17 protein-coding genes are annotated in these 16,791 nt (G+C 65.1%); 4 read left to right on the forward strand and 13 right to left on the reverse strand.

Features of this window, described 5'->3' with window-relative positions:
- Positions 1 to 14: 14 nt before the first annotated feature.
- Genes phnK through phnG form a run of 5 tightly spaced genes read right to left on the reverse strand, consistent with a single transcriptional unit; the run spans position 15 to position 3,842 of the window.
- Positions 15 to 812, reverse strand: a complete 798-nt coding sequence (gene phnK / locus ABIB91_RS15125; RefSeq protein WP_354162649.1) for a phosphonate C-P lyase system protein PhnK — start codon at positions 810 to 812, stop codon at positions 15 to 17.
- Complete coding sequence (locus ABIB91_RS15130; protein ID WP_354162646.1) at positions 805 to 1,701, reverse strand: alpha-D-ribose 1-methylphosphonate 5-phosphate C-P-lyase PhnJ; 897 nt, start codon at positions 1,699 to 1,701, stop codon at positions 805 to 807. The genes phnK and ABIB91_RS15130 overlap by 8 nt, the downstream gene beginning before the upstream one ends.
- Positions 1,698 to 2,813 carry a carbon-phosphorus lyase complex subunit gene (locus ABIB91_RS15135; RefSeq protein WP_354162643.1) on the reverse strand — a complete coding sequence of 372 codons (1,116 nt, stop codon included), beginning with the start codon at positions 2,811 to 2,813 and terminating at the stop codon, positions 1,698 to 1,700. The genes ABIB91_RS15130 and ABIB91_RS15135 overlap by 4 nt, the downstream gene beginning before the upstream one ends.
- A 2-nt stretch (positions 2,814 to 2,815) precedes the next feature.
- Positions 2,816 to 3,424: a phosphonate C-P lyase system protein PhnH gene (phnH, locus tag ABIB91_RS15140; protein WP_354162640.1), complete on the reverse strand. Its 609-nt coding sequence runs from the start codon at positions 3,422 to 3,424 to the stop codon at positions 2,816 to 2,818.
- 4 nt (positions 3,425 to 3,428) lie between these two features.
- Complete coding sequence (phnG, locus tag ABIB91_RS15145; RefSeq protein ID WP_007597616.1) at positions 3,429 to 3,842, reverse strand: phosphonate C-P lyase system protein PhnG; 414 nt, start codon at positions 3,840 to 3,842, stop codon at positions 3,429 to 3,431.
- A 170-nt stretch (positions 3,843 to 4,012) separates the two neighbouring features.
- Between phnG and phnF the strand changes: the two genes are divergently transcribed.
- The gene (gene phnF / locus ABIB91_RS15150) at positions 4,013 to 4,744 is read left to right on the forward strand and encodes a phosphonate metabolism transcriptional regulator PhnF (protein ID WP_035993736.1); all 732 of its coding nucleotides are present in this window, start codon (positions 4,013 to 4,015) and stop codon (positions 4,742 to 4,744) included.
- Between the two features lie 109 nt (positions 4,745 to 4,853).
- Here the strand turns inward: phnF and phnE (ABIB91_RS15155) are convergent, their stop codons facing one another.
- From phnE (ABIB91_RS15155) to phnC, 4 genes are all read right to left on the reverse strand, one after another.
- Entirely contained in the window at positions 4,854 to 5,702 is an 849-nt protein-coding gene (gene phnE / locus ABIB91_RS15155; RefSeq protein ID WP_354162636.1) for a phosphonate ABC transporter, permease protein PhnE, read from the reverse strand.
- Positions 5,699 to 6,583, reverse strand: coding sequence for a phosphonate ABC transporter, permease protein PhnE (phnE, locus tag ABIB91_RS15160; RefSeq protein WP_007597621.1), 885 nt, complete (start codon positions 6,581 to 6,583; stop codon positions 5,699 to 5,701). The genes phnE (ABIB91_RS15155) and phnE (ABIB91_RS15160) overlap by 4 nt, the downstream gene beginning before the upstream one ends.
- 75 nt (positions 6,584 to 6,658) lie before the next feature.
- On the reverse strand, positions 6,659 to 7,594 hold the full coding sequence (phnD, locus tag ABIB91_RS15165; protein ID WP_354162632.1) for a phosphonate ABC transporter substrate-binding protein: 936 nt from the start codon (positions 7,592 to 7,594) through the stop codon (positions 6,659 to 6,661).
- Positions 7,595 to 7,657: 63 nt separating this feature from the next.
- On the reverse strand, positions 7,658 to 8,467 hold the full coding sequence (phnC, locus tag ABIB91_RS15170; protein WP_007597623.1) for a phosphonate ABC transporter ATP-binding protein: 810 nt from the start codon (positions 8,465 to 8,467) through the stop codon (positions 7,658 to 7,660).
- Between the two features lie 183 nt (positions 8,468 to 8,650).
- Here phnC and ABIB91_RS15175 point away from each other — a divergent pair, with 183 nt between their 5' ends.
- The 3 genes from ABIB91_RS15175 to ABIB91_RS15185 are packed head-to-tail and all read left to right on the forward strand — an operon-like array spanning position 8,651 to position 11,217.
- Positions 8,651 to 9,310: an LbetaH domain-containing protein gene (locus tag ABIB91_RS15175; RefSeq protein WP_354162629.1), complete on the forward strand. Its 660-nt coding sequence runs from the start codon at positions 8,651 to 8,653 to the stop codon at positions 9,308 to 9,310.
- Positions 9,307 to 10,500 carry an alpha-D-ribose 1-methylphosphonate 5-triphosphate diphosphatase gene (locus ABIB91_RS15180; RefSeq protein ID WP_354162626.1) on the forward strand — a complete coding sequence of 398 codons (1,194 nt, stop codon included), beginning with the start codon at positions 9,307 to 9,309 and terminating at the stop codon, positions 10,498 to 10,500. Before ABIB91_RS15175 ends, ABIB91_RS15180 begins: the two co-directional genes overlap by 4 nt.
- Positions 10,501 to 10,518: 18 nt before the next feature.
- Positions 10,519 to 11,217 (forward strand): DUF1045 domain-containing protein, encoded by a 699-nt coding sequence (locus tag ABIB91_RS15185; protein WP_354162623.1) that lies wholly within the window; start codon positions 10,519 to 10,521, stop codon positions 11,215 to 11,217.
- A 3-nt stretch (positions 11,218 to 11,220) separates the two neighbouring features.
- Here ABIB91_RS15185 and ABIB91_RS15190 read toward each other — a convergent pair whose 3' ends face one another.
- The 4 genes from ABIB91_RS15190 to ABIB91_RS15205 form a co-directional block, all read right to left on the reverse strand.
- Entirely contained in the window at positions 11,221 to 11,811 is a 591-nt protein-coding gene (locus ABIB91_RS15190) for a hypothetical protein (RefSeq protein WP_354162790.1), read from the reverse strand.
- A 77-nt stretch (positions 11,812 to 11,888) separates the two neighbouring features.
- The gene (locus ABIB91_RS15195) at positions 11,889 to 13,289 is read right to left on the reverse strand and encodes a selenium-binding protein SBP56-related protein (RefSeq protein WP_354162620.1); all 1,401 of its coding nucleotides are present in this window, start codon (positions 13,287 to 13,289) and stop codon (positions 11,889 to 11,891) included.
- A 307-nt stretch (positions 13,290 to 13,596) separates the two neighbouring features.
- A complete protein-coding gene (locus tag ABIB91_RS15200; RefSeq protein ID WP_354162617.1) occupies positions 13,597 to 14,538 on the reverse strand; it encodes a dihydrodipicolinate synthase family protein in 942 nt (313 codons plus the stop codon).
- A 124-nt stretch (positions 14,539 to 14,662) separates the two neighbouring features.
- Positions 14,663 to 16,744 carry a methyl-accepting chemotaxis protein gene (locus ABIB91_RS15205; RefSeq protein WP_354162614.1) on the reverse strand — a complete coding sequence of 694 codons (2,082 nt, stop codon included), beginning with the start codon at positions 16,742 to 16,744 and terminating at the stop codon, positions 14,663 to 14,665.
- Between the last annotated feature and the right edge of the window lie 47 nt (positions 16,745 to 16,791).

Genomic DNA, 16,791 nt, shown 5'->3' on the forward strand with positions numbered 1-16,791 from the left:
TCTTCCTGGAAGGCTCATGGCGGCAGGATCGAGGAGACGAGGAGTTGGGTGTAGGGCTCGCGGGGATCGTCGAGCACCTGGTCGGTGAGGCCGGTCTCGATGACGCGGCCGCCCTTCATCACCATCACGCGGTGCGACAGCAGGCGCGCGACCGCGAGATCATGAGTGACGATGATGACCGCGAGGTGCAGCTCGGCGACAAGGCTGCGCACGAGGTCGAGCAGGCGGGCCTGCACGGAAACATCGAGGCCGCCGGTCGGCTCGTCCATGAACACCAGCCGCGGCTCGGTGACCAGGTTGCGGGCGATCTGGAGACGCTGGCGCATGCCCCCGGAATAGGTGCGCGGCGCATCGTCGATGCGTGCGATGTCGATCTCGACGCGGGTCAGCCAGTCCGACGCGCTATCGCGGATGCGGCCGTAGTGATTCCACCCCACCGCCATCAGCCGCTCGCCGACATTGGCGCCGGCCGAGACCGCCATGCGCAGCCCCTGCGCGGGGTCCTGGTGGACGAAGCCCCAATCGGTGCGGAACAGAAACCGCCGCTCGGCCTCGCCCAGCATGGCGAGATCGCGCGTGACGCCGTCGCGCATCCGGTAGGACACCTGGCCGCCGCTGGCCGCGAGCTGACCCGACAGGAGCTGGAGCAGCGTCGACTTGCCCGAGCCGGATTCGCCGACAATCGCCAGCACTTCGCCGGGATAGAGCGCAAAGGATACATCGCGGCAGGCAGCGATCCGTCCGTAGGACTTGCTGAGGGATTTTGCGACCAGCAGCGGCTCGTCATTCTCGATCATGTCTTGATCAGCCATTCGATGCCTCCCGCGCCTTCTCCTTGTACGGCGCGGCGCTGAGGCTGCCGTGATGGCCGGCGGCCTGACGGCCCTCGCAATAATCGGTGTCGGAGCAGACGAACATGCGCCCGCCCTTGTCGTCGGTGACGATCTCGTCGAGATAGGAGTTTTCCGCGGCACACAGCGCGCAGGGCGCGTTGAAGCGATAGGGCTCGAAGGGATGGTCTTCGAAGTCGAGCGACACGACTTGCGTATAGGGCGGGATCGCATAGATGCGCTTTTCGCGGCCGGCGCCGAACAATTGCAGCGCCGGGCAATTGTCCATCTTTGGATTGTCGAATTTCGGCGTCGGCGACGGGTCCATCACGTAGCGCGCATTGACCTTCACCGGATAGGCGTAAGCCGTCGCGATGTGGCCGAAGCGGGCGATGTCCTCGTAGAGCTTCACATGCATCAGGCCGTATTCGGCGAGCGCGTGCATGCGCCGCGTCTCGGTCTCGCGCGGCTCAAGGAAGCGCAGCGGCTCCGGGATCGGCACCTGATAGACCAGTACCTGGTTCGCGTGCAGCGCCGTCTCGGGGATGCGGTGGCGGGTCTGGATCACCGTTGCATCTTCCGTCGCAGTGGTTGTGGCAACGCCCGCGGTCTTGGCAAAGAACTTTCGGATCGAGATCGCGTTCGTGGTGTCGTCCGAACCCTGGTCGATCACCTTGAGCACGTCCTGCGGACCAAGAAGCGCGGCCGTCACCTGCACGCCGCCGGTGCCCCAGCCATAGGGCATCGGCATTTCGCGGCTGGCGAACGGCACCTGATAGCCGGGGATCGCGATCGCCTTGAGGATCGCCCGGCGGATCATCCGTTTGGTCTGTTCGTCGAGATAGGCGAAATTATAGGTAGGCGCGTTCATTCCGCGGCCTCCTTCATGGCGTCAGGCGCATTGGCCTCCGCAAACGCTTCAGAAAACTCTTGGCGCAGCTTGCGCAACAGGCCGAGCTCGGACTGGAAGTCGACATAATGCGGCAGCTTCAAATGCTCGACGAAGCCGGTCGCCTGGACGTTGTCCGAATGCGACATCACGAATTCTTCATCTTGCGCGGGTGCGAGTGCCTCCTCGCCGAGCTCGCGCGCGCGCAACGCGCGGTCGACCAGCGCCATTGACATGGTCTTGCGCTCGCTCTGGCCGAAGGCGAGGCCATAGCCGCGGGTGAAGCACGGCGCTTCGGTCGCGGAGCCCTTGAATTGATTGACCATCTGGCACTCGGTGAGTTCGATCGAGCCGAGCGGCACGGCGAAGCCGACGTCTTCCGCCGAAAACTCGACCTCGACCTCACCGAAGCGAATCTCGCCGGCGAAGGGATGGTTGCGGCCATAGCCGCGCTGGGTGGAATAGCCCATCGCCAGCAAGAACCCTTCGTCGCCACGCGCGAGATTTTGCAGGCGCAGGTCGCGGTCCGCCGGGAAATTCAGCGGCTCGCGGGTGAGGTCGCCGACGTTGGCGCCCTCTTCGGCCTGCGGCGAGGGCTCGATCAGGCCGTCGCGGCCGAGAATATCCGTCACGCGCGGCGTGGGCACCGTGGATGCTTCGGCCGTCGCCGGCGCCTCCGGCACAAAACCTTCGGCGAGCGAGGGATCGAGCAGGCGGTGGGTATAGTCGAAGGTCGGGCCGAGAATCTGGCCGCCGGGAATGTCCTTGAAGGTCGAGGACACCCGCCGCTGCACCCGCATCGCGCCGGTCTCGACCGGCTCGCTGGCGCCGAAGCGCGGCAGCGTGGCGCGGAAGGCGCGGACCAGGAAGATCGCCTCGATCAGATCGCCGCGCGCCTGCTTGATCGCGAGCGCCGCGAGCTCGCGGTCATAGAGCGAGCCTTCGCTCATGACGCGGTCCACGGCGAGGCCAAGCTGCTCCGAAATCTGGTCGAGGGAAATTTCCGGCACGCTTTGATCGCCGCGCCGCGCACTGGCGAGCAGGCGATGGGCGTTCTCGATGGCGCGTTCGCCGCCTTTGACTGCGACATACATGGTTAGCTTCCCTTGCTCACGACGCGCGTGGTGCGCGGGATCGCAACCACGGCCTCATCGGCGACCAGCACCACATCGATGCCGCGCGGAAACAGCGCCTCGTTAATACGAAGTCGCTCGAACAGGTCGAACGGCTTGATCGACGCCTGGAGCGTCGCGACGCCGTCGATGCCGGGACCGCGCAGCTCGAAGCTGCGCCCCGAATGCAGGCTCTCGACCTGAAGGATCAGCGTGGTCGACCGGTCCGGGTATTCGCTCGTACCCAGCGCGAAGCGCTCCAGCGAAGGCAGCGCCCCGCCGTCGCTGATCAACGCGAAGCTGGCGATGGAGGAATCCTGCACCACCGGCGCGCCGGTGTGGAACTTCAGCCATTTCACGACGTCGGAACTCTCGGCCATGCGCGCGTCGAGCCAGAGCGGCGTGTCGTGATCGAACAGCGTCAGCGCGATCGCGGCCGTGCCGCGCATCATCACATGAGGCGCGCCTGATGTCGGCACGATGCGCTGGACCGATCCCGGCCGCGCCATCGCGTCCATGACCGAGCGAAAGGTCGATTGCGCCGACAACACCTTGTCGACGAACCCCGGCGGCAGTTCCGCAATCGTGGTCATGATCTCACCCCTCACCGCGCACCATGGTGTAGAAATCAACTTTCGTCGCGGCGGTCTCGGCCGCAGCCTGTTTACGCCTGACCATCAGCTGCTCGCGCAACGGCGCGATGATGTCCCGCTCCACCGCGCCACTGAAATCGCTGGACTGCACCAGCGCATCGCACAGCGCAATCAGCCGCGCCTTCTCACCGTCGCGACCGAGCGTGTAACCGAAACCGACCTCGCCGCTCGCAAGCCGCACCGCAGCCCGCGACACCGTCGCTTCGCCGAGATTGAATGGCGCACCGTCGCCGCCGACCCGGCCGCGCAGCATGACGAGGCCGTTTTCCGGCGCGCGCAGATCCTGATGCGCCGGCAAAGCGAGAGCGCGGAGGCGAGCGGCGATCTCGCCCGCCTCCGCGTGCGCCAGCACGGCCATTGCGGCCTTGCGCTGGGCTTGCTGATTGTTGTTCTGGGTCACCACATCCACCGAACTTTTCTGCAGAACTTGCCGAATCCAAGTTGTCTATGATACTAGACAACTTGATACCGGAGCGCCATGACTGTTTCGTGACAAAGGCGTGATTTCTGGAGTAGCTTCCCGGCCACATGAGCATGCAGGACACAGCCTCCTCCGGCGTCGCGTTGTGGCGCCTCGTTGCCGATGGCATCGAGCGCGGCATCGCCGACGGCCGCTTTGCGGCCGGCGACAAGCTGCCGGGCGAGGTGGAGATCGCCGAAACCTATCGCGTGAACCGCCACACCGTGCGACGCGCGCTGGCCGCGCTTGCCGAGCGCGGCATCGTGCGGGCCGAACGCGGCAGCGGAACCTATGTCGAGGCGCAGAAGCTCGCTTATCCGCTGCGCTCGCGGACCCGTTTCTCGGAGATCGTCGGCGCGGACGGCCGCGAACCGCATGGCCGGTTGATCGAGGCGTCGGATGATGTCGCGACCCGCGAACTCGCGCGCGAACTTGGATTGAAGGCCGGCGCACCACTGGTGCGGATCGAGGCGATGCGCCTCGCCGACCGCACGCCGATCTGCGTCTCCACGACGTGGCTGTCAGCGCAGCTATTCCCGGGTGCGGGCGACGTCTTTGCTGCCACCCGCTCGATGACGAAACTGCTCGAGCATTACGGCGTCCGCGACTATCGCCGGGGCGCGACCCGGATCACCGCCGGCATCGTCGACGCAACCGACGCCGCCCGGCTCGATCTGGCGCTGGGACGACCGATCCTGGTGGTCGATGCCACCGACCACGATCTCGACGGCAAGCCGCTGGTGACCAAGCATTCGCGCTTTGCCGCGGAGCGAGTGGAATTTCTGGTGGAGAACGGGTGAAGAATCGTAGGGTGGGCAAAGGCGCGCTTGCGCCGTGCCCACCATCTATCCAACGTCGCGATTGAAGTGGTGGGCACGCTTCGCTTTGCCCACCCTACGAAATCGGTGATCAGGCCACCGCCCTTCGCCCAATAATCGCAAACCGCAATTTTCCCGAGACGAAATCGATCGCGGCGACCGCGACCAGGATCATCAGGATCAGGAACGACACCTTCTGCCATTCCAGTACGCGGATCTGCTCGGCGAGCTGGAGGCCGATGCCGCCGGCGCCGACGATGCCGATGATGGTGGCCGAGCGCGTATTCGACTCGATGAAATAGAGCACCTGCCCGGCAATCACGGGCAGGACCTGCGGCAGCAGGCCGAAGCGGATCTCGTGCAGCGCGCTGCCGCCGGAGGCGCGGATGCCCTCGACCTGCTTCTGGTCGGCGCCCTCAATCGCTTCCGAGAACAGTTTTCCAAACGCGCCGAAATCGGACACGGCAATGGCGAGCACGCCGGCAAACGGGCCGAGCCCGACCACGTTGATCCACACCAGCGCCCAGATCAGCGTGTCGACGCCGCGGATCGAATCCAGGAAACGTCGAATCGCGAAGCGCAAAATGCTCGACGGCACGACGTTACGCGCGGCAAGAAGACTGACCGGCAGCGCGAACAGTGCGGCCAGCGTCGTGCCGAGCAGCGCGATCGACAGCGTCTCGCCCAGCGCCTTCAGATAGATCGGCAGCGACGAGCCGGGATCCGGCGGAATCATCATCAGGCTGATCCAGCCGAGCTGGCTGAGCCCGGCGACGAAGCGCGAGGGCGAGAAGTCGAGATCGACGAGGCCATAAATCAGGATCGCGAGCGCCGCGACGATCATCGCCGGCATCGCGAGCCGCGCCGAGGCCGGCCGGTCGAACACGTCAGGATAGCGCGCGCGAAGCGCCGCGGTGTCGATCTCCTGCGGTCCCGTCACGTCCGCGCCTCCTTGCCGAACAGGCGGCCGCGCAGCCAGCCGGTGCTGATGTCGATGATGAAGACCGTGACGATGATGGTGAGCAGGATCGCGCTGACGTCGGAGTAGTAGAACTTGCGGATGGCGACGACGAGCTCCTGGCCGATGCCACCGGCACCGACAAAGCCCATCACGGAGGCCTCGCGGACGTTGATCTCGAAACGCAGCAGCGCGTAGCTGGCATAGCCTGCCGTGACCTGCGGCAGGATGGCGAAGCGCATACAGGAGAGCCAGCTTGCGCCGGTCGAGCGAACGCCTTCGACCGGCTTCATGTCGGCGTTCTCGACGATCTCCGAGAACAGCTTGCCGAGCGCGCCGGTGGAGTGAATCGCAATTGCGAGCACACCCGCCATCGGACCGAGACCGAAGGCGATCACGAAGATCAGCGCAAACACGATGCCGGGCACCGTGCGGGCGAATTCGAGCAGGCGCCGCACCGTGAAACGCAGCCAGGGCGCGGGCGAGGTGTTTTCAGCAGCGAAGAAGTTGAGGCAAAATGCAAAAACCGCGCCGATCAACGTGCCGACATAGGAGATCAGCACGGTCTCGCCCAGCATCTTCAGCCATTTGCGCCAGCCCCACAGCCACTCGCCGACATCGGTCCAGACCCGCTGTCCGTTGTCGAGTGTAAGGATGCGGTCGAAATAGCTGATGAAGTTGCCGTAATGGGTGAACAGCGTGCGCAGATTCACTTCGGCGCCGAACGCGGCCAGACACAGTGCAGCGGCGAAGATCACGGCTCCAAACAGGAGTCGGAGCCGCCTGCGCGCGACCGCCTGGCGATAGGCGGCGTTGAGCACGGCGAGCTGCTGCTCGGGAAGGATCGAAACCGCGACGGTCATCTGATCAGGACAGGTGGTCGATCAAAGAGAAAGAGCCGGGTCCATCGACCCGGCTCCAGTGGCATCGTCCGAAACTCAGGACGCCTTCTTCTTACGCAGCGCATCGACGAACTTGATCAGCTCGATCGTGCCATCCCAATCCTTGGTGGTCGCGGGATGAAAACCCTTCTTCTGGCCGTCCTGGAGGCGGTCGAAGGCAGCCTTGTCCTTGGCCGGCGCGTCGAAGAACGCCTTCGCGATCGCGGCCTTGGCCTCTTCCGGCAGATCGGAATTGTAGGCATAGGGACCGTTGATGATCGGCGCCGATTTGTGGATGATGCGGAAATCGTCCTTCTTCATCGCCGAACCGTCGGCATTCTTCAGCATGCCCTTGGTCAGCATCTGCGCCAGCGTCGAATCGTCATCGCTGGTCCACTGGTTGGCGGCAACGTCGACAGTGCCCTGCGCCAGCGCCAGGATCGCGTTCTCATGGCTGCCGGTGAAGACGACCTTGCTGAAATAGGTGTCGGCATCCGCGATGCCCATCTTGTCGAGCTCGAAGCGCGGCACGTTGTTGCCGGAGGTCGAGTTCGGGTCGACCAGGCCGAGGTTCTTGCCTTTGAGCTGGTCGATGCTCTTGTAGGGGCTGCTCGTCTTGACGAAGAACACCGAGTAATAGCCGGTCGAGCCGTCGGAATTGATGTCGTTGGCGAAGGCGTCGGTCTTGACGCCGGTCAGGCGGGCGCGGGCGAACGAGGCAGAGCCGTAGCTCGCGATGTGGATGTTGCCGGCGCGCTGGCCTTCGATCACGGCAGCGTAGTCGTTGGCGATGCGCAGCGTGACTTTCACGCCCAGTTCCTTGGAGAGATAGCTCATGAACGGCGCCCAGCGCTCGGTGACGCCCGAGGCGTTTTCCGCCGGAATGACCGCGAAGGTCAGCTCGGGATATTTGGCCTTCCAGTCTTCGGCGGACGCGGAAGTCGTGAACGCGAGCGCGGCGGCGCCGGCAAGAATCAATCTGCGAGTAATCATGATAGCCTCTTCATTGGTTGAGGTCGGTTGACGCAAAACTGGTGAGTCCTGAAGCGGCGCAGCTCAGGCGGCGGCCGCCGTTCCAAGCGCCGGAATGCCCTGTCGCACCGGTGCAGGCGTGCCGCCCATGACATCGGCGGCTTCGAGATCGTAGAGCTCGCGCGCAACGTGCTCGGTCAACTCGGCCGGCGCGCCGTCGAACACCACGCGACCCTGCGCCATGCCGATCAGCCGGTCGCAATAGCTGCGCGCCAGATCGAGCGAATGCAGGTTGCAGAGCACGGTGATGCCGAAATGCTTGTTGATGCGCAGCAGCGCATCCATCACGATCTTGGTGTTGCGCGGGTCGAGCGAGGCGATAGGCTCGTCGGCGAGAATGATGTCGGGCTGCTGCACCAGGGCGCGGGCGATCGCCACGCGCTGCTGCTGGCCGCCGGAGAGCTGATCGGCGCGCTGGGCTGCGAGCGGGGCGATATCGAACTGTTCGAGCGCGGACATCGCCAGCGCCTTGTCCTGCTCGGGCCAGGTCTGCGACAGCGAGCGCCAGGCTGGCATCGTCGCGAGCCGTCCCATCAGGACGTTGGTGAGAACATCGAGCCGGCCGACCAGGTTGAACTGCTGAAAGATCATCGCCGAGCGCGCTCGCCACTGCCGCAGCTCCTTGCCGCGCAGCGCCGTGACGTCGAGGCCGTCGAACAGGATGCGGCCCTGTGAAGGGGTCGCGAGACGGTTGATGGTCCGGAGCAGGGTCGACTTGCCGGCGCCGGACCGTCCGATCACGCCGACGAAGCCGCCGGGAGAAACTTGAAACGAAGCGTCGTCCACCGCGGCTTTCACGCCGAAGCGACACGTCAGACCTTCAACCACCAGCATGCAGGGCTCCAGAGTAGCTGGGACCCACCGCTAACGCCGGCGCTTGACACTTGTGTGACACGGACGTTGCGGTGCGGCGATCCTACACACCTCATCCCCTGTTCATCCCTTGTCACCGCGTCGTCATGACATTGTCATCAAGCCGCTCGAAGAGAAACGCCCGCCCTCTCGTTCGGATGCAACATGGCCGCCAAAGCGCTTTCGGTCCAGCCGACCATCGATCCCTCGGCGAAGCTGCACGACACCAGGCTTGGGGCCTACACCGAGGTCGGCGCGCGCACGATGCTGCACGAAGTGACGATGGGCGAGTACTCCTATGTCGTGAACGACGCCCAGATCACCTACACCACCATCGGAAAATTCTGCTCGATCGCGGCGATGACACGGATCAATCCGGGCAATCACCCGATGAACCGCGCCACGCAGGCGCACTTCACCTATCGGTCGAGCGCCTATTTCGAAGGCGAGAGCGACGACACGGAATTCTTCGACTGGCGGCGCCAGCATCACGTCCATATCGGTCACGACGTCTGGATCGGTCACGGCGCGATCGTGCTGCCGGGTCGCAACATCGGCACCGGCGCGGTGATCGCGGCCGGCGCCATCGTCACCAAGGACGTGCCGGCCTACACCATCGTTGCCGGCAATCCGGCGCGCATCGTTCGCCGGCGGTTCTCGGAAGAGGTTGCGGGGCGGCTTGCGAGGCTCGCCTGGTGGGACTGGGATCACGACAAGTTGCGTGAAGCCCTGCCCGATTTCCGCAAGCTCGGGATTGAGGATTTCCTCACGGCATACGAAGCACGGGCACCTTCCTCTGCCAGCAAACGAAGCGCGGTCGCGTGACAGACATATTCCTCGAGGGCGGCCGGGCCCTGATCGGCTCCGAATTCGTCGAAACGTCGCTTCTCGTGTCCGGAACGGACATCGCGCAGGTCGATGGCTCTCGCAGCCGCGTACGACTTGCGATCGACGCGCGCGACCTGCTGGTGCTGCCTGGCATCGTCGATCTGCACGGCGATGCCTTCGAGCGACAGATGATGCCGCGTGCCGGGGTCGACTTCCCGATCGATGTGGCGCTCGCCGACAGCGATCGCCAGGCGATCAGCAACGGCATCACCACGGTGTTTCACGCCACGACCTGTTCGTGGGAGCCGGGCCTGCGCAGCGCCGACAATGCGCGCGGCCTGATGGAGGCGATCGAACGGCAGCGCCCGCAGTTTGCCGCCGACACCCGCTTTCACCTGCGCCACGAGACCTACAATCTCGACGCCGAGGCCGAGATCTCGCAGTGGCTCAGCGAGGGCCGCGTCGACCTGTTCGCCTTCAACGACCACATGGACGGCACGGTTGGGGACATGGCCAAGCCCCGCAAGCGCAACCGCATGGTGGAGCGCACCGGCCTCTCGGGTGAAGATTTCGACCGGCTGGTCGGACACATAATGTCCCGCGCCGCGGATGTGCCGGCTTCCGTGTCGCGACTCGCCGCGGCGGCGCGCGCCGCCGACGTGCGGATGCTCTCGCATGACGATGCGACGCCGGCGATGCGCCAGAGCTTTCGCGCGATGGGCGTGGCGATCGCGGAGTTTCCGATCAACGAGGAGACGGCGCGGGCGGCAGCAAGCCACGGTGATGCCATCGTCTACGGCGCGCCAAACGTCGTGCGCGGCGGTAGCCACACCGGCTGGACCAAGGCATCCGACATGATCGCCAAAGGGCTCTGCTCGGTGCTGGCCTCGGACTACTACTATCCCGCGCAGCTGCTCGCTGCGTTCCGGCTCGCCGCCGATGGCGTGCTGCCGTTGACCGAGGCCTGGAATCTGGTCTCCGCCGCGCCTGCGCGCGCGACCGGCCTTGCCGATCGCGGCGTACTCGCTGAAGGACGGCGCGCGGACATTCTGCTGGTCGACGACCGCGTGCCGCTGCGGCCGCGGCTGATCGCCGTGATATCAGGCGGCAAGCTCGTACATCTCACCGACGCGACGCGGTTGCTTGGCATGGCAGCTGCCCCGCGCGAAGCTGTCGTCGCGGCATAAACCCGCTATGCTCGAACGATGACAAGTTTCCCCCGCTACGCGATCTACCATGCCGCCAGTGCCGACAGCGCCGTCTCGCGCTTCGGCGCCGAACTGCTCGGCTATGATGCGCATACCGGCCGAGAGCTGCCGTTCCCGGACGAGGCGCTGCGCACGGCTCCGGACTGGCGTGATGTCACCGCCGATCCCCGCAAATACGGCTTTCACGCCACGCTGAAGGCGCCGATGGCGCTGGCGTCCGACAGGCGCGAGGTCGAGCTTGTTGCGGCCTGCGCGACATTCGCCGGCGGGGCACGCGCAATTCCGGTGATCCGCCCGGTCGTCGATTCCATCAGCGGCTTCATCGCCGTCATTCCGGCGGAGCCGGTCGGCGAACTCCAGCAGCTCGCCGCCGATTGCGCGCGCGACTTCGATTCCTTCCGCGCGCCGCTGAGCGCGGAAGACCGCGCGCGGCGCAAGCCGGAGAAGCTGAGCGAACGGCAACGCGACTATCTCGACCGCTGGGGCTATCCTTACGTGATGGAGGAATTCCGCTTCCACATGACGCTGACGGGCCGGCTCGACGCGGAGCGGCGCGGGCCGATTCTGGACATGCTGCGGGGAAGGTTTGCTGCGCTCGGTCTCAAGACGCTTGCGATCGATCGCGTCGCGCTGTTCAAGCAGGATGACGCCAAAGCTCGCTTCCGCATCATCGGCGAGTGGGCCTTGACGCAGTAAGCGTCAGTGCCAGCTCGCGAGATTGCCGAGCGCCACAACGCCAACCAGAATGAGGCTGGTCGCCCAGATTACATCCAGATTGAACCAGCTTCGCGAGACGAATCTCAATCCCAGATGGCGGTAGACCAGCCATGCCAGGCATCCGCCGGCGCTGACCATGGCGGCAACGTGCACCAAAGACACCAGCACCGCCATCCCGAGACTCGCCTTCATCAGCGCGCCGGCGGCCTCATGGCCGGCATCGAGTTCGAAGGCCTGGCAGAGCCCGAGATAGATCGGCACGAGCATCAAGGCGGCGCCATGAGCGATGGCAACGGCAAATGACCAGAGCGCCAATTGCGTCGGCGGAATTCGTGCCAGCGCGCGCGGATGGCGCCGCTCGACCAGCCGATAGACGCCGAAGCCGATGACGAGAAGGCTCGCGCCGAGCTGGATCGAACGCTGCCACTCGGCCAGCACGAGAAGGAACGCGAATGGCAGCAGCACGAGAAGCGTTGCCAGGAGATGCCCGGCCGCCAGAGCCCACAAAGCACGAAAGAGCGCGCGCGGGCTCTTGTCCATGAGCCCGGCCGAAACGGCGAGCGGCCAGCCCATTCCCGGATTGACCCCGTGATAGAGACCGCTCGCAACAAGAGCGAGCCACAGCCAGCCGAGGCTCGCGTGTGCCCAATCTAGGCCGACGGGTAGCAAAAGGAGTCCGTCGAACAATCACCGCCCTCCAGCCTGATCTGGTGCGCACGATATCCGTCGGGGAAGCTCACGAAGTAGTTCTTGTCGAGCTCAAGGCCGCCATTGCGACCGACATTGGCCATGACTTCCACACCCGGAACGCCATCGGGATAGAACTGGTCATCCCAGGTGGAATAGAGCGAATTGGTCCAGTACACCCGCCTGCCGTCGCGGCTGATCTCGACCATCTGCGGGCCGGCCGCAAATGCCTTGCCGTTCGGATGACGGGTGCGGCGCGCGATGCCGCCGATGTGAACCGAGCCCGCAAGCTTCGGCTTTCGCGGATCACTCACGTCGTACTGGCGCATCTCACCCGTGCCCCAGCACGAGACGTAGAGAAAACGATCATCCATCGACAGGTCGATGTCGGTCACCAGCGGCGGCACGGCGCCAAAGCCCTGAAGCAGCGGCGGGAGCTTCTCCTTTGGCGCAGGCTCGGACGGGATCGTCGCCGTCTTCTCCGCATGGAATTTTCCGCCTTCGCGCCACCAAGTCCAGATCGAGGCTTCGAGATTCGTGGTGTCGACCACAACGCCTACGAAGCCGTATTCGCGAACCGGATCGTGCGCCGGCCGTACCTCCAGCGCCATCTGATGATTGGCGCCGAGGTCGATGGTCTGCACGTTGCGACGGGCGCGAAGATCCCAAAAGTGGAGACGATGGCCATATTTGTTCGCCAGCAGATCTTCCGCGACGATTCCGTTCTCGAACTGCGGCGGCAACGCCCATTCACTCGTCACCATGTAGTCGCGCGGCAGGTTCCACCAGAAATCATAGTGCAGCGTCTGCGGACCGCGGTCGATCTCCCATCGTCCAAGGACCTCGAACGTCTCGCAATCCATGATGAAGACGCCTGGAGGCCCGTTGGTGCCGTCCTTGCCGCCGCCGCCGAGCGTGCTCACATAGACGCCGTCCGGCCCGCAATGGATGGTATGCGGCCGCGAATAGCCGGTCTTTTTGAAAACTTCCTCGGGCTCGATGATTTTGTGGATTTTGGCTTTGGTCGGATCGGGCTTGGTATCGATGATGTAGATCCGCGACGAGCGCAGCCCGGGAATGATGAGATAGCGCCGCTCGATGAAGGCATGCCCAGTGAGCGGCGACAAGGCGGAGGAGCAGGCATTCCAGCCGAAGTGATGAAACTCATCGCCCTTGTTGGGCATCGTCACGGTGTGGACGATCTGGCTGTAGGTCGGCGATCCCGGCTTGACGTCGATGACCGCGAGAGCATCCGGTTTTGAGAAATCCGGACTGAGCAGCAACGTGTAGGCAAAGTTCTCCGCAGGAGCTTCCATCGCAAGCTTGGGCGATGCGTGAAAGGTGGGATCCGGCCTCATCGTCATGGCACTGCCTCCCTGTCTCGTTGGTTCGCACCAACCTGGTTCGGAATAGCGGCATAATGAAGAGTTGTTGCGCGATGTCTTGATATGCTCCGCGGGCCTGGTTGGCGAGCGAACAATATGTCATCGCCGGGCTGCGCGAAACCGCCCGAACCGCGTTAATTCGACGCTTTCAGCCGGCGGGATCAGGCCAGGGCGCGCACCTCACAGCGCGCCTCACACTCAGTGTCGTCCCGGCCTAGTGCGCAATCGCGCACGGGAGGCGGAACACATAACCTTCGGGCGCGCTTGTCCAGGACGCCGGCAGAGGCTACTTCCCCCACCGCAGCGCCAGCGCATCCCGTTCTTTCGCGAGCTCCAGCAGCCCGGCCCGCGTCGCCGGGTGCAGCGGCTGGAGCGGATGCCGCACCGTGTCCGACTTGATCACGCCGCCGGCCTGCATCATCGCCTTGCAGGCGATCAGGCCGCATTGGCGGTTTTCGTAGTTGATCAGCGGCAGCCAGCGTTCGTAGGCGGCTTTGGCCTCTTCACGCTTGCCGGCGAAGTAGGGATCGACAATCTGGCGGATGCCGTCGGGATAGCCGCCGCCGGTCATCGCGCCGGTGGCGCCTGCATCGAGATCGGCGAGCAGCGTGATCGCTTCCTCGCCGTCCCAGGGACCTTCGATATCGCTGCCGCCCGCCTCGATCAGGCTACGCAGCTTTGCAGCCGCGCCCGGCACCTCGATCTTGAAATAGCGGATGTTGGAGAAGTCGCGCGCCAGCCGCGCGAGCAGCTCGACCGACAGCGGGGTGCCGGCGACGGGCGCATCCTGGATCATGATCGGAATCTTGATCGCGCCCGACAGCACCTTGAAGAACTCGACCACGCCTTTCTCGGGCACGCGGAAGGTTGCGCCGTGATAGGGCGGCATGACCATCACCATGGCGGCACCGGCCGCCTCGGCCTGCTGGCTCCGCGCGGCGCAGACGGCCGAGCTGAAATGCGTGGTGGTGACGATCACGGGAACCCGGCCCGCGACATGCTCCAGCACTGCATGCATCACGGTCTCGCGCTCGGCGTCCGTGAGCACGAACTGCTCGGAAAAATTGGCGAGAATGCACAGACCGTTCGAGCCTGCGTCGATCATGAAATCGATGCAGCGGCGCTGTCCCTCGAGGTCGAGCTCGCCGCGCTCGTCGAAGATGGTGGGCGCGACCGGGAACACGCCGCGATAGGGGCGCTGGGCCTTGTGTTGAGGCGTGACCGGCATCGAACTCTCCATCCCTGATATCTCTTACATCTGCCGCGACGCTCGCGCAGCGTCACAGATGTACCCGCCGCGCGCATCGGCGGCAATGCCGATCGCGCGACGTAGGGACGGAAGATTGTCGAAGCTATGCGGTCCTCACCGCGCCCAAAAAGCCCTCGACCGCGACGCGGAGACGATCGGCATCGGCGGACATTTTCGTCACGGACACCGACAGGACCGAACCGGCATTGCCTGTCTCCTGGTTGAGCCTGGCGACGCTGCCGATGGTGTCGGTGACCTCGCGGGTTCCCTGCGCGGCCTGCTGGAAGTTGCGGGAGATCTCGGTGGTGGCCGCGCGCTGCTGTTCGACGGCGGCGGCGATCGCCGTCATCTTCTCGTCGATGCCGCTGATCGCGCCGCCGATCGCGCGGATGGCAGTGACCGCCTGGCCCGTCGCGCCCTGGATCTCCGCGACCTGGCGGGAGATCTCTTCCGTCGCCGTCGCCGTCTGCGAGGCGAGGCTCTTGACCTCGCCGGCAACCACGGCGAAGCCGCGGCCGGCCTCGCCCGCGCGCGCGGCTTCGATGGTGGCGTTCAACGCCAGGAGATTGGTCTGCCCTGCGATGGCGTTGATCATCTTCACGACCTCGCCGATGCGGCCAGCGGTCTGATCGAGGATCTCGACCGTCGCATTGGTCTGCGCTGCCTGCGACACGGCCTCGCGGGCCTCGCGGGCGCTGGCCTGCACCTGCGCGGAGATCTCGCCGACGGACGCCGAGAGTTCTTCGGTCGCAGCCGCGATGGTCTCGAGATTGTTGGTGGCCTGTTCGGCGGAGGACGAGACCGCCGCGGTCTGGCTGCTCGATTCCGTAACCAGCGAGCGCACGTCGGTCGCGGTGGCATCGAGTTCCTTCGTCGAGGCCGCAACGCTGTGAATGACGGCTTGCACGGTGTCGTCGAAACTGCGGCAAGCCGCATCGACGGTGCCGGAGCGGGCGAGCTGGAGCGCCTGCTGCGCTTCGCGCTCCCGGCCCAGGCGTTCCGCGGTCGCCGCGCTCTCGCGCAGGCTTTCGAGTGCGGCCGCCATGGTGCCGAACTCGTCGGGATACCTGGATTGCGGGACGGGCGTTGCGTAGTCGCGGGCGCTGATCTTGGCGATGGCGTCCACAATGGCGCGCACCGGGCGCATGAGGCGGTTGCGGACCACGTACACGCCGGCCAGGGTCACGGCCAGCGCGAGCAGGAACGCGAGCGACTGTACGACGAGATTGGTGAGCGCCTTGGCCTGCACCGTTTCCGCCCGGACGATCGACTGGTCGAGCGCCTTGTTCGCCACCGCGACGATGGACGCGAAGGGTGACTGACACAGCGTATTCCATTCCGCGGCGGGCATCGCGGGCTTGCCGCTGCCGTCAAAATTTTTCGTGAGGTCGCCGATCTGCTTGAGGGCACCGTCGGTCGTGGCCTTTGCGTCCGTCGCTGCCGTCACCAGCTCTGCCGCCACGTCCGGCGCAGCCAGCAACTCGGCCATGCCCGCCCAGCCGGAGGCGATCGTGCCATCCCATTGCGCCATTGACCGCTTCTGAGCGTCATCGAGCGGCTTGCTGGCGTTGACGTTGGAGCGAAGGGACGAACAATGGATTCCATAACGATCGCGCACCTGCCAGGCGAAGCGCCGAACCTGGATCATGCGGGCGATGAAGGGGTCGTTCATCCAGGCACGGTTCGAGACCGCGGTGGAGGCGAGATTGGCCGTGTCGATCACCTTGGTGACGGCATCATACCAGGAGTTGGTGCGCTCGATCTTGCGCTCCGCGCGCGGGCGCTTGGCTTCATCGTAGAACAGCTGGAATTGCGGCGAGGCGGCGCTCCAGCCCTGCTTCAATGTGCCAGCGAGTTCGTCGCGGCGGGCGAAATCGACGGTGGCGAGCGCAGCGCCAATCGCGTCGTAACCTCCCTGCTCAGCCTTTTCCACCTCGCCAAGTTTTGCCCGCGGGTCGTCCTCGCCGAGGATTGCGCTCTGCGCATCGCCGCGATTGTGGCGCAGCGCCAGCACGCCCTGGAAGATCGCCTTGTCGGCGGCGGCGAGCCGCGCGGTCTCCAGGCTGTCGCTATAGCGGCCGAACGCCCCAACCATCTGGATCGCCGTAGAGGCCAGCGCACCCGCGGCCAGCAGGGCCATCAAGGTCAGGAGAAGCGAACTTACCGATTTCTTAAATATTGCCATGGTGTCGGGGGCCTGAGGTCGGGGGCCTATTCTTCGGGCACCACCTT

It is taken from the genome of Bradyrhizobium sp. JR4.3, from assembly GCF_040547695.1.
GTDB lineage: Bacteria > Pseudomonadota > Alphaproteobacteria > Rhizobiales > Xanthobacteraceae > Bradyrhizobium > Bradyrhizobium canariense.